This is a genomic window from Pyxidicoccus sp. M15, assembly GCF_056858435.1.
Map to the genome: position 1 here is coordinate 7,283,310 of NZ_CM166495.1, position 13,678 is coordinate 7,296,987.

A 13,678-nucleotide genomic window follows, 5' to 3' on the forward strand; every position below is an offset into this window, starting at 1 on the left:
CCGCCGCCAGGAAGGCAGACACGGGGCGGGGCGTGGGCTTCAGCCGGAGCGGCCGGACGTCAGGCCTTGGCTTCCATGCGCGTGGGCGGCTCGCCGCCGCCACCGGAGCTGGAGCCACCGCTGCTGCCCGACGACGGGGCCGGCGCAGCGGCCGGGGCAGCGCCCTGCTCTTCCAGCGACGGGCCCTTGCGCAGCACCGAGGGCGTCTCGGTGGCCGCGCGGCGCGCCTCGCGCTCCTTGTAGCGGCGGATGGCGGGGGCCATGATTTCGCCGATGAGGCCCCGGTAGTCCATGCCGGCGCCCGCGGCGATGAGCACCAGGTCGCTCCAGCCCGGCGTCAGGCCGGGCAGCGGGTTGCACTCGATGAAGTAGATGCGGCCCTTGTCATCCATGCGGAAGTCGATGCGCGCCACGTCGCGGCACCCCAGCGCCATGAACGAGCTGCGCGCCGCCGTCCGCAGCTTCTCCAGCAGCGCGGGCTCGAGCTTCGCCGGCGCGTCGTAGCGGATGCGGTCCGTCCAGTCGAGCTTGTGCTGGAAGCTGTAGACGGGGTTCTTCTCCGCCTTGTCGAGGAAGACGATCTCCATCGGCGGCAGCACGCGCGGGCGGCGCTCGCCCAACAGGCCCACGGTGAACTCACGCCCGCCGATGTACTCCTCGATGAGCGCGGGCTGCTGGTACTTGCTGGCAATCTCGCGCACCACCTCGCGCAGCTCCGCCTCGCTGTAGCAGACGCTCTTGGTGACGACGCCCTTGGAGCTGCCCTCCGCCACCGGCTTCACGATGAGCGGGAAGGAGGTGAACTCCTTGTTGAGGCGCTCCTTGCCCGTGGCCATCAGCTGGAAGTTGGGCGTGAGGATGCCGGCCTGCCGGACGATCTTCTTCGCCAGCGCCTTGTCCAACGCAATGGACAGCGTCGCCGGGTCGGAGCCGGTGTACGGGATGTCGAGCAGCTCCAGCATGGCCGGGACCTGGCTCTCGCGGTTGCGGCCCTTGAAGCCCTCGGCGATGTTGAAGACGATGTCGAGCGGCGTGCTGGACAGCACGGTGGGCAGCTCCGCGGTGGCCTCCAGGTCGATGACCTCGTGGCCCCAGGAGGCAATGGCCTCGCGGATGGCCTGCAGCGTGTTGGGCGAGTCGTACTCGGCCTCGCTGTCCTCCACCGACTCGGAGGTGGCCATGGGCTTCACGCGCTTCACGTTGTAGGTGAAGCCCACGCGCAGCGGGCCCGTCTTGCGCGCCGGCTTGCCCTGGCGCCGCGCGGAGTCCTTGATCTTGTTGCGCTTCGCCGCGCTCTGGATGATGGAGTTGATGACTCCGTCGAAGTGCAGCCCGTCCAGCTCCGCGGAGGCATAGATGCCCGCGCCCGGCTCCAGGCTGGGCAGCGCGTTGATCTCCAGGAAGTACGGCACGCCCGCGTCGCTCAGACGGAAGTCGATGCGGCCCAGATCCCGCGTGTCGAGCGCCTGGAAGATCTTCTGCGCCATCTTCCGCACGTCCTCCGCGGTGCGGGCCGGAATCTGCGCGGGCGCGCGCACGCTGACGGCGCTCTCCTTCTTCGTCTTCAGCTCGTAGTCGTAGATGGCGTACTTGCGCCCCGCCGTGACGGCCGGGTCCACGACGTACTCCACCGGCGTGAGCACGCCGTCGTAGTCGTTGTCCAGCGCGGCCAGGAACGGCACTGTGAGGTCCCGCCCGGTGATGTACTCCTCCACCAGCACGCCGGCGGGGTACTTCTCCAGCGCGGCGGCCACCTTGGTGCGCACCTCGTCCAGCGTCTCCGCGATGGAGTCCTGGGTGATGCCCTTGGAGGAGCCCTCGAAGTTGGGCTTCACGATGACGGGGAAGCGCAGGTTCTCCGCGGTCAGCTCGCTGAGCTTCTCCACGTACTGCCAGCCCGGAGTGCGGATGCCCTGCTTGGTGAGGACCAGCTTGGTGAGCTGCTTGTCCAGCGTCAGCGCCAGCGCGTACGCGTCCGAGCCCGTGTACGGGAAGCCGAGCTCGTCGAAGAGGGCCGGGTAGAAGGCCTCGCGGAAGCGGCCGCGGCGGCCTTCGGCGGTGTTGAAGATGAGGTCCGGGCTGTACGCCTCCAGCCGGGCCACGGTGCGCGAGGCGGGACCGCTGACCTCGAAGCGCTCCAGACGGTGCCCGAGCCGCTCGATGGCTGCGGCCAGCGCGTTGACCGTCTCCTGGGTGTCGAACTCCGCTTCTTCTTCCGAATCGGACAGCCTGAGGTTGTGGGTCAGCGCGATGCGCACGGTTGCCCCTTTCTCTTCTTGAGCGAGCGACCGCGGCGCACCTTCGCCGCGGACATGATTCTTCCCGGTGCTCGCTGATGAGCCACCGGCGTGCGGGCTGCAACGGTTGCGCCCGCGACAACCTTCCCGTCCACCACCTGCGTCTGCGCCCAGGTGTCACCGAGCCGCCAGCCGAGCGGATCCCTCACCACGCGCCACGCCTCCACCCCGCCGATGACGACCAGCCCCGCGAGCCCCGCCACCCAGCCCAGCGGCGCGGGCATCATCCCCAGCAGGACGACGAGCGCGAGCGGCGCGTTGCGAAGCGTGCTGTCGCGGTGGCGCGCCGCCGAGCGCGTGGGCAGGTGCATCACCTTCACGCCGAAGATGCGCTTGCCCACGCTCTGGCCTTGAATCATCCCGTCGGCCAGCAGCAGGAAGAGCAGCGCCACCACCGCGCCCGCCGCGCCGCACACCACGTAGAGGCCCCAGGCCACCGCCACGTCCACCACGCGGGCGCCCAGGCGCAGGAAGAGCGAGGCCTTCGGGTACGGCGAGCCGGTCTCCTCCGCGTCTTCCGCGACGATGCGCAGCACCCGGCTGCCACCGCGGCTGTCCGTCATGAACACGCGTTCGCGGTCCGTGCTCACTCCTCGGGCTCCAAGGTGAGTCCTTCCTCGTGCGGCTCGGGCTCGTCGAGGCCGGCCAGCCGGGCCAGGCGCTCATGCGCGCTCAGCGGGTGCACCATGGGCGCGGCCCACTCGGCCTGCTCCCGCGCGCGGCCGGCGGCGAGCGCCGCGGTGGGGCTGCCCGCGTCGGACATGCGCAAGAGCCGCTCGCGCGCGGCGTCCTCGTCATGTGCGGCGGGGGCACCCTCGCGGGTGAAGAAGACGAAGGCCATGGCCGGCCGCTTGGAGGCCTCGCGCATGGCGAACTGCACGCCGTCCAGGTTCCAGCCCTTCCCGGTCCACTCGTTGAGGGTCCGCTCCAGCGAGCCCTCGTCCACCGTGGAAAGCTCCACCACTTTGTACTGCAACGGTCCGGGTGCGCGAATCACCGCGGAGCGTCCGCTCCCGGGGCGCCGGCCGGCCCTCCGCCGACGTTGGGGCGGGGGCTTCTCGGACTTGCGTGCGGGCCGCTTCTTCTTGGTGGGCATCGTGCGCGGTTCATTTGGACGCAATGCGCCGCGCGGATCAAGTCCTCGCCGCGCGCACGTGCGTCCGGTTGTCGGCTACAGGAGCTTCGCGGCTTCCAGGGCGTGGTAGGTGATGATGAGGTCCGAGCCCGCGCGCTTGATGGACGTGAGCGTCTCCATCATCACCCGCTCGTAATCAATCCACCCGTTCTGCCCGGCGGCCTTGAGCATGGAGTACTCGCCGGACACGTTGTAGCTGACCACGGGCAATTCGAAGCGCTCGCGCACGGCGCGGATGATGTCCAGGTAGGCGAGCGCGGGCTTCACCATGATCATGTCCGCGCCCTCCTCCACGTCCAGGGCGACTTCCTTCAGGGCCTCGCGCACGTTGCCGGGGTCCATCTGGTAGCCGCGGCGGTCGCCGGACTTGGGCGCACTCTGGGCGGCCTCGCGGAAGGGGCCGTAGAAGCCGGAGGCGTACTTCGCCGCGTAGGAGAGGATGGGCACCTCGCTCAGGCGCACCTCGTCCAGCGAGCGGCGGATGGCGGCCACGCGGCCGTCCATCATGTCCGACGGGGCGATGATGTCCGCGCCGGCCTGGGCGCAGGAGACGGCCATCTGCGCGAGCAGCGGCAGCGTGGCGTCGTTGACGACGTGGCCCTCCTCCAGCACGCCGCAGTGGCCGTGGTCCGTGTACTCGCACAGGCACACGTCGGCGATGACCTGGAGGTCCGGCTCGGCGGCTTTGATTTCGCGGATGGCGCGCTGGACGATGCCGTCCTGCGCGTAGGCCTGGGAGCCGCGCGCGTCCTTGTGGTTCGGGATTCCGAACAGGAGGACGGAGGGGATGCCCAGGGCCCTGGCCTGCCGGGCCTCCGCGACGGCGTGCTCGACGGACAGGTTGAAGATGCCCGGCATGGAGGCGATGGGACGGCGCACGTCCCGGCCTTCCACGACGAAGAGCGGATAGATGAAGTCGCCCGGCGACAGGCGCGTCTCGCGCACCATGTCTCGCAGGACGGGGTTACGACGGAGGCGGCGGGGGCGATGGACGGGATGGGCCATGACGGTCGCCGGTATAAACCGGCGGCGCCCGGCATTCATCGTTTCCTCATCCCTGCCCGGCCGCTCACCCTGCGGCGAGCCGCCAGCTGCGCTGATGCCGCGCGTGCTCACGGGCGGCGCGCTGCGCGCGGCGCTCGGCGAGGTCGGCCTCGTGCAGGGCCCGGGCGTAGCGCACGCGAGCCGCCTCGGTGCCGGCCTTCAGTCCCTGCTCGGCCGCCTCCAGCTCACGCCGGGCCTCCTGAAGCTGCGCGTCGACATACGCCATGGGTTCCATCTCCTGGGGTGTGAAAGGTGCCCAGCGTGGTTTGCACACCCCGGACCATGGAGCTCCAACGGCTGCAAGCTCGCGGAAGGACGGAGTGTCGCGGCGCGGCAGACACGGATTGGGTGCGAAACCTGTTTCCCAGGTGCGCGAAGGGCACCGCGCGGAGGAAGGCGCGGGTGCTCCCCCGTCCGGCCGCCCTCCCTTGAAAGTGGCGAGGCAATCGTCGCCCGCCCCGGTCGTCTACAGTCACAACCGTGACAGCCAGAGCGCCAGCCATCGAAGTGAGGGGACTGCGGAAGACGTACCGCCGTGCCTTCCGCAAGACAGGGAACGATGCCCTCAAGGGCATGGACCTGAGCGTGCCAGAGGGGAGCGCCTTCGGGCTCATCGGCCCCAACGGCGCGGGGAAGACGACGTTCATCAAGAGCATCCTCGGCATCGTCCAGCCCACGGCGGGCACGGTGCGGGTGCTGGGGGGCTCGCCCGAGGACCCGCGCATCCGCGCGCGCATCGGCTACCTGCCGGAGCGGCTGCACCTGCCGGGCTCGTGGACGGCGACGGCCTTCCTGTCCACCGTCACACGTCTGAAGGGCCTGAAGTCTGATGCGCAGGGGAATTCGCGCCTGCTGGAGCGCGTGGGCCTGGCGGACGCGGCGGGCCGGAAGATTGGCGGCTACTCCAAGGGCATGCGGCAGCGGCTGGGGCTGGCGGCGGCGATGGTGGGCTCCCCTGCCCTGCTGATTCTCGACGAGCCCACGGACGGCATCGACCCCATGGGCCGCCTGGAGGTGCGCCGCATCCTCCTGGAGGAGGTGCAGAAGGGCACCACCCTCTTCCTCAACTCGCACCTGCTGGCGGAGACCGAGCGGGTGTGTGACCGCGTGGCCATCCTCGCGGACGGGCGCGTGCTGCGCGAGGGACGGCTGGAGGACCTGGCGCGCGGCGGGGCGCGGTGGATGGTGCGCTTCGCGCCCGGCGTGGACGCGGCGGCGCTGGGCGCGGCGGGCTTCACGCGGGGCAGCGCGGACGGCGTGTACCACGTGGAGGCGGAAGACCCGGCGGCGCTCAACGCGGCGGTGGACCGGGCTCGCGCGGCCGGGGCGCTGCTCGTGGAGTTGCGGCGGGATGGAGCAGACCTGGAGTCCGTGCTGCTGGGGACGGTGGCCCCGGCGAACACGGTGGGGGTGGCGGCTTGAATCCGGTCCTGGGAATCGCGGGCTACGTGCTGCGCGAGGCGATGGCGCGCAAGTTCATCCTCGCCTTCGTGGTGGGAATCACGTTGGTGCTGTCGGTGGTGGCGCTGAGCCTGCGGCTGGACGTGGTGGACGGCGCGCTGGCGGCGTCGCGGCTGTTCGGCGAGGACATTCGCGCAAGCATCCGCTCCGTCGACGTGGCGCTGCGCCCCGTGTACACGGCGGCGGCGTTCATCGTGTTCTACGGAGGCATCCTGTTCGGCATCGTCGCGTGCTCGGACTTCGCGCCGTCGCTGATGTCGCCGGGGCGCATCGAGCACCTGCTCGCGCTGCCAATCCAGCGCTGGCACCTGCTGGCCGGGACGTTCCTGGGCGTCATGGCGCTGGCGCTGGGCGGGACGCTGTATGGCACCACGGGGCTGGTGCTCATCTTCGGCGTGAAGGCGGGGTACTGGACGGCGGGGCCGCTCATCGCCGGGTTGATGGCGTGCGTGGGGTTCGCGGCCGTCTATGCGGTGATGCTGACGTCGGCGACGCTGGTGCGCAGCGCGGCGCTGAGCGCGGCGGCCGGCATCCTGTTCCTCGTGGGCGGCATCATCGCGGGCTACCGGACGCAGATTGCCACCGCGTTCGAGGATGGCCTCAGTCGGCGCATCTTCGAGGGCGTGACGCTGGCGCTGCCGCGGCTGTCGTCGCTGGCGGAGGCCGCGGGAGACATCGCCGCGTCGACGCCGCTGGAGGTCCACTCCCTGGGGACGCTGCTCACGGGAGTGCTGGTGTTCGGGTTTGGTGCGCTGGCCGTGGGGTTCTGGCGCTTCGAGGGAAAGGACTACTGACGTGGACAACCGTCGACGGCGTCGGGTGTGGCTCGGGGTGGCGGCACTGCTGTTCGTGCTGGCCGGGGTGTTGATGTTCACCGGTCAGGGGGACTCGCTCCCGAAGGACGAGGGTCCCCAGGTGGAGTTCCCCCGGCGGATGCGGGGTGAGGATCGCGAGCGCGCCGAGAAGCGCCGCACGTGGGTGATGCCCGTGGTGGCGGACGCGGGCACGGTGGCCCAGGAGCGCCCGCGCCCGAGAGACCCGCTGCTCGCGGCGCTGCCCCGGGGCCCGGGCCGCACGGCGGTGGTCATCGAGGCCAACGCGCTGAGGCACTCGCCCATTGGCGAGCTGCTGCTGGACTGCATGATGCGCGACGGCGGGAAGCAGCTGGACGAGATCCGCAATAGGAGCGGCGTGGACCCGCTCCAGGACCTGGACCGGCTGGTCATCACCGACGAGGGGATGATGCTGTCGGGCAACTTCAGCAACGCGAAGTTCCAGGAGATGATGGGCAACGCGGTGTCGGCGGACTACGGCGAGGGCGCGCGTGTCTACGAGCCGGGCGAGTCGACGGTGACGCGGCCGGATGGCACCACGGAGACGCGGCGGCGGGAGTCGGCGATGGGCGTCTGGAACAACCAGCTCTTCATGGTGGGCAAGACGCCGGACGAGGTGAAGGCGGCCATCGACCGGGTGGAGGGACGCGGGCCGGACGAGCCGTCCCTGATTCCCGAGGGCAGCACCTACGGCGAGATGTACGGGGTGCTGTCGGTGGAGCAGATCGCGAAGCTGCTGCCGCCGGATCAGGCGGAGCTGGCGCAGCGGCTGCGCGACGTGGCGCAGAACGTGGAGCTGCACGTGGACGCGTCGTCGGACGTGGCGCTGGTGGCGGAGGTGCGCGGCCCGGATGCGGCCAAGGTGACGGACCTGGGCAAGTCGCTGGGCGCCGCCCTGTCCCTGGCGCGCATGAAGGCGCAGGCCGAGGGCGAGAAGGAAATCGCGCAGCTCCTGGACTTCGCCCGCGTGGAGCCGGACGGCGACACGTTCAAGGTGGAGATGGCCGTGCCGCTGGAGGCCATCAAGGAGCGCCTGGCGTTCTGCAAGCAGGAGCGGCAGGCGGCAGAGGCGGCGACGGCGAAGTAGGCACTGCCGTTGGCGGCGGAGACCGCGCATCCCACGCGGCTCCCCGGGCCCCGCAAGGAGGCGGCCACGCACGACGCGTGGCCACCGCCAGGACTTCGGGGCTATTCGGCGGCCGGCTGGCGCAGCACATCCAGCGCCGTGTCGTACGCCTCCAGGCGCCGGTCGACGCCGTTGTAGCCGCCGTTCACGCCCAGGGTGACGGCGCCGATGCGGCCCTGGTCCGCCTGCTGGTTGAGGCCGCGGTCGTTGAAGTACCAGGCGCCGGTGCGCGCGGCGAGGTCCGCGTCGGTGGCGACCTGATCAGGGTCCTGGGTGAGGTCCGTGCCCAGCGCGTTGCCCGCCTCGACGTAGTTGTCCTCGTGGGTGAGCTGCAGCATCCCGCGGCCGTAGTAGTCCCCGTGCTCCGGGTTGGGAGAAATCTCGGACATGTACTGCAGGTCCGCCGTCTCCGCGGCAATCTGGGACAGGAAGGCCGCCTGGCGCTCGGGCGTGGAGATGTTGAACTCCTCCATCGCCTCGTTGAGCGGGCCCAGGTACTGCTCCCGCAGCGCTTCCGTGGCGTTGGGCATGATGTCCGCGAGCTGCTGGTCCGTCACGGCGGTGTACGTGTCCGGCAGGTCCGCGGCGGGCGCGGTGATGCCCTGGGCCTCGGCGGCGCGCCGCTCCGCGATCTCCGCGGCCATGGCATCGCGGGTCGCCGCGTCGTAGTTGCCCGTGACCGTCATGCCCTGCTCGTACTGGAAGGACTTGATGGCCCCCTCGGTGATGGAGCCGTAGAAGCCGGTGACATGGGCGGGAGCCACGAGGTCCAGCTCCCGGAGCGCGGTCTGTAGCTGCTGGTTCTGCGCCGTCACCTCGGCCGATGGGTCCGTTCCCGAGGGGTTGCGGGTCAGCTCGACGTCGGGCAGCTCCGCCTTCGCGGCCTCGATGTCCGCCTCCGTCACCGTGGGCGTCTGGGCGGCGTCGGCCGCCTGCGCGTCCGTGGCCTCCTCCGTGGCCTGGGCGTCCTGCGCGGCGTCGGCCGCCTGCGCGTCCGCGGCCTCCTCCGTGGCCTGGGCTTCCTGGGCGGCCTCGGCCTCCTGGGCGGCTTCGGCTTCCTGCGTGGCCTGGGCCTCCTGCGCGGCGTCCACGGTCTGCGCCGCGTCGACCGTCTGCGCCTGGGCCACCGTGTAACTCACGGGAGATGGATTCAGGTCCACCGGGGCCTTCGCGGCGGCAGCGGGCGTGAAGCTGTCCACCGCGAACTGGTTCCGGACCGCTGCGTTCTTCGCGGCCTGGGCCTGGGCGGCCTGTTCGGAGGCCTTCCTGGAAGCCTCGGCCTGCCGGGCTGCATCGGCGCGCTCGGCCTCGGCCCTCGCGGATTCCGCCCTGCTGGCGCTGTCGGCTCCGCTACTTCCTCCACTGCTTCCAACGCTCGCCATGGGCAGTCCCTCGCGCAACGCAATTACGACTTCCTGGAATTATCGCGAAGCGGGTGAGGAAGTTGTGTAGGCCCCTGTCGCCGGGTCGAGGATGTGCCGCACCGCGAGCTGCTTGCCCTGCGGCGCGGGGAGCACCTCGAAGGCCTCGATGCGCGTCAGGTCCGCGCTGGCGGTCCACGTCACGGGGCGCGGCGCCAGGCCGCCTGCCCCCCTCAGGCGCGTGGGGGTGGAGAAGCGCCCCTGCCCGTCCATCGTGAAGTGCTGGAAGGACACCAGCGGGCACTCTCCGCACGTGCCGGTGCCCATGGGGCTCGAGGGGCCCTGGTACACCTGGAGGAGCTGGACTCCCGACGCGCGCGGGGCCGAGCGGAGGGCGTCATCGCCGATGTTCCGTGTGTCCAGGATGGCCAGCCCCCGGCGGGACACCAGCCAGCGGTCCACCCCACCCCGGCGGTTCACCTCCGCTGGCACCGAGACGAGCTCCACGTCTCCCACCGAGGCCACGGGCTTCACGTCGGTCAGGTCCACGCGGGCCACGGCGGGGCTGGGGGCCTTGGGCGAGTACTGGTAGGCCTGTGCCGGATTCATCCAGACCTCGAGCGAGTCCGCGCCCGGCCCCGGCTGGTACGCAGCGCCCGGCTGCGACTTCAGCGCCTGCTCCAACAGCTCGGGCCACCGGCCGTAGCGCAGCGGCTTCGACAGGCTGACGGACTGGAGGCCGGTGGACGAGGCCAGCGGTGGCCGGGGGCTGGCACCAGCGTCGCCGTCCGCCACACTCACGCGGAGGTCCAGGTGGCCCAGGGGCGCCTCGGCCGTGCGGGGGAAGGCCGTGGCGGGAATGAGCGCCTCGAAGCGAAGCCCCCCCGGCATGGGCATGAAGCGCGCGGAGCCCACGCTGTCTGACGGCCCGGAGCGCACCACGCCCTCGGGGCGCAGGACGTACCGTGCGACCCGCGCGTCCTGGAGCTGTTGGCGCCGCTCGGACTGTTGCTTCCACCAAGCCTGACAGGCCGCCGCCCTCTTCGGGGGCCTCGGGGGGCAGTCACCTTCCGTCGGGACGAGGTGCTCCTGGAACTGGTCGACGAAGGCCAGCGGCGGCAGCTCCGGCGGGGGCAGCGAGAGCGATACCTCGACCTGCGCTCTGGCGAGCCGGGCCGGTTCGTCGCGAAGCTCGCCCGCGATGACGAGCCCCCTGGAGTCCACGGCGAGCCAGACCCTCGCGGACCGCGCATCCGAGGGTGTTGAGCCCAGGGTCAGCGACGGCGGCTGCGTCCACTCCCCCAGGCTTCCGTCGGCCTGGAAGCCCGCGGGCAGCCCCTCCTGGACGCGGAGGTTCGCGTCGCCCACGGGGGCGGCGGCGAGCAGCAGGAGCAGCGCGGGTCGCAGCATGGTGTCGGGTCTCCGGGGCGAGATGATGCCGCAGTTCCTGGACTTCCCTCGAATGCGGCCGGATGGAAAGTTGCTCGAGCGCAAGGCCGCGAAGGAGACCGGGTGGACGCCCACCCAGGAGCCCCCACGGCGCGTGCATTCACGCGGCCCTACCCAATCAATTACATTCACGCCGACTCTTTATTGCAGAGGCGGAAGAATGGATTGGTCGAGTGCTTTGATGAGCGGTCTGGTGGGAGGTGTCGCGGGAGGGGTCGCGGGCTTCCTGGGACATGCATTCAAGGCGGGGAAGAACGTCACGGTGGCGCTGGTGACGGTGGCGGCGGTGGGCTCGGGCGCGGGCTGGCGGGCGTACCAGCAGCGGCGTCCGGTGGACTACGACGGCATGGTGGCGGAGCTCGTCGCGCGCGAGCCCACCACGGGCATGGAGCGGTACCTGCGGCACTGGGCGCTGGCCACGCAGGCCCACCCCGAAATCCGTCAGTGGTTCGAGGCCACGCCGGGGATGAAGGGCGAGGAGCGGCAGCAGGCGTCGATGATGAAGACGCGTTCCGGGCTGAGCCGGCTCTCCGACGAGGACCTGGTGCAGCGCATGGAGATCCTCGCGCGCATGGTGGAGGGCGCGGAGGTGAAGGACTGCGCCGCGTTCGGGCGTGGGGACATCAAGGAGGAAGGGCTCGGCCGGATGTTCAACGGCATGGACGAGGAGTCCGTCCGTCAGTTCAGCACCATCGTGGCGAAGTCGCTGGCGGCCGACCTGCGGCAGGACCCGCCCCGGAAGCCCTGGCAGGCGGATGTGACGCAGGCCTTCGGTCAGGTGGGGGCGGAGCTGGGCAATCTGGAGGCGCAGCGGCTGGCGAACAACCTGCAGCGCATGGGCAGCCTCACCGACGACGAGGCGTGCTGGACGACGCGGACGCTCTACACCCAGGGCATTGCGCTGCGCGGTCGGCACAAGAACGCGTTGGCGCTGGCGCTGACGGCTGGCTGAACCACGCCGCTTCGTCAGACGATCATCGCCCGCACTTCTTCCGTGAAGGCGTGCTCATCATCCGCATGCACCACGAGGGGAGGATGCACCGTCAGGTCCGCCCTGCCCCCCTTGACCGCATGGAGGAGCACCAGCTTCGCGGGCCTGTCTCCACGCGGGTGCACCCAGCGCACGGTGCGCGGCTCCACCCTGTGCGCGCGCAGCACGTCCACCAGGTCGCTGAAGCGCGAGGCCGGATACACCATGCACAGCGCGCCCCGTGGCACCAGCAGGTGCGCCGCCGCGCGCGCCACGTCCGGCAACTCACACGCCAATTCATGCCGGGCAATGGCCTTCTCAATCGACAGGCTCGTGCGTCCCGAGGCGCGCGCGCGGTACGGCGGATTGCAGAGCACGTGCGCGAAGCTGCCCGCGGGGAACTGCGCCTCCACGTGGCGCAAATCCCCCTGCACCAGCGTCACCTCGCGCTCGCAGCGGTTGAGGTACACGTTGCGCTCGGCGAGGGAGAACAGCCTCGGCTGCAACTCCAGCGCGGTGATGTCCTTGCGGCCCAGCCTGCGCGAGAGCACCAGCGGGATGATTCCGCAGCCCGTCCCCAGGTCCATCAGCCGGCCCCGCAGCGCTCCCGCCTCGTACACCGCGAAGTGCGCCAGCAGCAGCGGGTCCAACGTGAAGCGGTAGCCCAGGCGGCGCTGGAGCACCTGCACCTCGCCACCACAAATCGAATCGAGGGTCTCCCCGGGCCCCGGTTGGAGCTCGAGCCGCACGCGCCGGGGCCAGTCCGGCAGGGTTCGTGTCAGGACCCTCACGCTGGAAAGCTAGGCTTCGCGATCCAGGAACAGAAGGCCCGCGGGTGGAAGCGGTTCCACCCGGAGTGTCCTCGGCGGCAATGTCGCCTGTGCTTCCATCACGGCTCGCACCTCCCATACCGGCGGAGGGTTGAGGGCGAAGCCCGCCTGGAAGGTGCCCTCCTCCACGCCGCGCACCAGTGACTCCAGCCCCTGTACCGGGAACACCTGTGGATGCCCCGGTGCCTCCGGGTCCTTGATGCCCAGCACCGTCCGCAGCACCAGCGCGTTGAGCAGCGCCAGGTCCAGGCTGCGCAACGTCGGATTCCGGGGCGCCCCCTTCAGGTGCGCCAGGTCCAGGCCCTGGCGGAACCGCAGGATGCGCCCCCGCCCTCCCGGCAGCACCAGCAGCACCGCGTGATGTCCGCTGATGAGCGTTGCCAGCCGCTCGCGCGCGGCGGCCAGCCCTCGCGGCGTGTCGAGCGGCTCATCCAGCTCGTAGACGCGCGCATACGCCGTCACCAGCGTGAGGAATGTCTCTTCCTTGAAAGTGTCCACGCCCTTCAGGGCACGGTGGATGGGCTGGAGCTCCAGGCCGGGGTCCGACAGGGGCACCACCGCCGCCAGCGTGGGGCCCCCCTCGTCCAGCGCCGCCAGCGGACGCATGGGGGCTTCGTCCAGCACGGCCTGGATGCGCTTGGACACCGGCGAGGGCTCGATGCGCCGCAGCGACATCGGGTGGCCGTCGAACTGGCCCTGCCACACCGTAATCGCGCGCTCCGAGGCCTCCGCCAACAGCCCCCGCAGCACGCCATGGTCGTCCGCGGTGAGGGTGACGGCGGGCTCGGCCTCCCAGGCGCGGGGCCGGTACGGGTCGTGCTCCAGCGGAAGGCCCGCGTCCGCGTTCAGCGCGCACAGCAGGAAGCGCACCGGCGGGCCGCCCAGCTTGCCAGCGGGGCTGTGAATCTCCACCAGGTACAGCGCCGGTCGCGCATCGCGAAGCAGGGCGCCCGACTCGCGCAGGCGCCTCAATTCCGCCGTGGGGTTCGCCGCCCCCAGCAGTGAGCGCACATGGGAAGGCTGGGGCGCCGCGTTGCTTCGCGGCACATAGTCGCTGGGCTCCAGCCGCTGCTCCAGCGAGGCCATCAGGGCCGTAAAGGGATGAACGCGCGCCATGTCGGGGGGAAGGTGGTGCTTCCTGCCCCGCCGTGCCATGGCGCCCGCCCGGCCGC

At 70.9% G+C, this 13,678-nt stretch carries 13 protein-coding genes; 4 read left to right on the forward strand and 9 right to left on the reverse strand.

All coding sequences use genetic code 11. The annotated features are described in order from the left end of the window. Positions 1-59: 59 nt before the first annotated feature. The 5 genes from ACX9TP_RS26940 to ACX9TP_RS26960 form a co-directional block, all read right to left on the reverse strand. Positions 60-2,258: a D-alanine--D-alanine ligase family protein gene (locus tag ACX9TP_RS26940; RefSeq protein WP_482973486.1), complete on the reverse strand. Its 2,199-nt coding sequence runs from the start codon at positions 2,256-2,258 to the stop codon at positions 60-62. Continuing rightward, positions 2,243-2,887, reverse strand: a complete 645-nt coding sequence (locus tag ACX9TP_RS26945; protein WP_482973487.1) for an RDD family protein — start codon at positions 2,885-2,887, stop codon at positions 2,243-2,245. The genes ACX9TP_RS26940 and ACX9TP_RS26945 overlap by 16 nt, the downstream gene beginning before the upstream one ends. Continuing rightward, positions 2,884-3,261: a hypothetical protein gene (locus ACX9TP_RS26950; protein ID WP_482973488.1), complete on the reverse strand. Its 378-nt coding sequence runs from the start codon at positions 3,259-3,261 to the stop codon at positions 2,884-2,886. Before ACX9TP_RS26950 ends, ACX9TP_RS26945 begins: the two co-directional genes overlap by 4 nt. 207 nt (positions 3,262-3,468) lie before the next feature. After that, positions 3,469-4,476: a porphobilinogen synthase gene (hemB, locus tag ACX9TP_RS26955; protein WP_482973489.1), complete on the reverse strand. Its 1,008-nt coding sequence runs from the start codon at positions 4,474-4,476 to the stop codon at positions 3,469-3,471. Between the two features lie 25 nt (positions 4,477-4,501). Beyond that, positions 4,502-4,702, reverse strand: a complete 201-nt coding sequence (locus ACX9TP_RS26960) for a hypothetical protein (RefSeq protein ID WP_482973490.1) — start codon at positions 4,700-4,702, stop codon at positions 4,502-4,504. A gap of 290 nt (positions 4,703-4,992) precedes the next feature. On the opposite strand from ACX9TP_RS26960, the gene ACX9TP_RS26965 reads away from it, so the two are divergent. The 3 genes from ACX9TP_RS26965 to ACX9TP_RS26975 are packed head-to-tail and all read left to right on the forward strand — an operon-like array spanning position 4,993 to position 7,857. Continuing rightward, complete coding sequence (locus ACX9TP_RS26965) at positions 4,993-5,898, forward strand: ABC transporter ATP-binding protein (protein WP_482982226.1); 906 nt, start codon at positions 4,993-4,995, stop codon at positions 5,896-5,898. Next, complete coding sequence (locus ACX9TP_RS26970; protein WP_482973491.1) at positions 5,895-6,731, forward strand: ABC-2 transporter permease; 837 nt, start codon at positions 5,895-5,897, stop codon at positions 6,729-6,731. The genes ACX9TP_RS26965 and ACX9TP_RS26970 overlap by 4 nt, the downstream gene beginning before the upstream one ends. 1 nt (position 6,732) lies before the next feature. Beyond that, the gene (locus ACX9TP_RS26975; RefSeq protein WP_482973492.1) at positions 6,733-7,857 is read left to right on the forward strand and encodes a hypothetical protein; all 1,125 of its coding nucleotides are present in this window, start codon (positions 6,733-6,735) and stop codon (positions 7,855-7,857) included. Between the two features lie 101 nt (positions 7,858-7,958). On the opposite strand, the gene ACX9TP_RS26980 is transcribed toward ACX9TP_RS26975, so the two are convergent. Together ACX9TP_RS26980 and ACX9TP_RS26985 are read right to left on the reverse strand one after the other, a co-directional pair. Then, the gene (locus ACX9TP_RS26980; protein WP_482973493.1) at positions 7,959-9,278 is read right to left on the reverse strand and encodes a glycoside hydrolase family 19 protein; all 1,320 of its coding nucleotides are present in this window, start codon (positions 9,276-9,278) and stop codon (positions 7,959-7,961) included. Positions 9,279-9,317: 39 nt separating this feature from the next. Then, positions 9,318-10,667 carry a hypothetical protein gene (locus tag ACX9TP_RS26985; RefSeq protein WP_482973494.1) on the reverse strand — a complete coding sequence of 450 codons (1,350 nt, stop codon included), beginning with the start codon at positions 10,665-10,667 and terminating at the stop codon, positions 9,318-9,320. Positions 10,668-10,887: 220 nt separating this feature from the next. Between ACX9TP_RS26985 and ACX9TP_RS26990 the strand changes: the two genes are divergently transcribed. Continuing rightward, positions 10,888-11,658 carry a hypothetical protein gene (locus ACX9TP_RS26990; protein WP_482973495.1) on the forward strand — a complete coding sequence of 257 codons (771 nt, stop codon included), beginning with the start codon at positions 10,888-10,890 and terminating at the stop codon, positions 11,656-11,658. A gap of 14 nt (positions 11,659-11,672) precedes the next feature. Here ACX9TP_RS26990 and ACX9TP_RS26995 read toward each other — a convergent pair whose 3' ends face one another. Both ACX9TP_RS26995 and ACX9TP_RS27000 read right to left on the reverse strand, forming a co-directional pair. After that, positions 11,673-12,425, reverse strand: coding sequence for a tRNA1(Val) (adenine(37)-N6)-methyltransferase (locus ACX9TP_RS26995; RefSeq protein ID WP_482973496.1), 753 nt, complete (start codon positions 12,423-12,425; stop codon positions 11,673-11,675). A 51-nt stretch (positions 12,426-12,476) separates the two neighbouring features. After that, positions 12,477-13,622, reverse strand: a complete 1,146-nt coding sequence (locus ACX9TP_RS27000; protein ID WP_482973497.1) for a DUF1015 family protein — start codon at positions 13,620-13,622, stop codon at positions 12,477-12,479. Positions 13,623-13,678: the final 56 nt, after the last annotated feature.

Excerpts from the sequence above, each read along its gene's own strand:
- hemB (WP_482973489.1), bottom strand. The coding sequence starts at position 4,476 with ATGAATGCCGGGCGCCGCCGGTTTATACCGGCGACCGTCATGGCCCAT.
- ACX9TP_RS26960 (WP_482973490.1), bottom strand. The coding sequence starts at position 4,702 with ATGGCGTATGTCGACGCGCAGCTTCAGGAGGCCCGGCGTGAGCTGGAG.
- ACX9TP_RS26980 (WP_482973493.1), bottom strand. The coding sequence starts at position 9,278 with ATGGCGAGCGTTGGAAGCAGTGGAGGAAGTAGCGGAGCCGACAGCGCC.
- ACX9TP_RS26985 (WP_482973494.1), bottom strand. The coding sequence starts at position 10,667 with ATGCTGCGACCCGCGCTGCTCCTGCTGCTCGCCGCCGCCCCCGTGGGC.
- ACX9TP_RS26990 (WP_482973495.1), top strand. The coding sequence starts at position 10,888 with ATGAGCGGTCTGGTGGGAGGTGTCGCGGGAGGGGTCGCGGGCTTCCTG.
- ACX9TP_RS27000 (WP_482973497.1), bottom strand. The coding sequence starts at position 13,622 with ATGGCGCGCGTTCATCCCTTTACGGCCCTGATGGCCTCGCTGGAGCAG.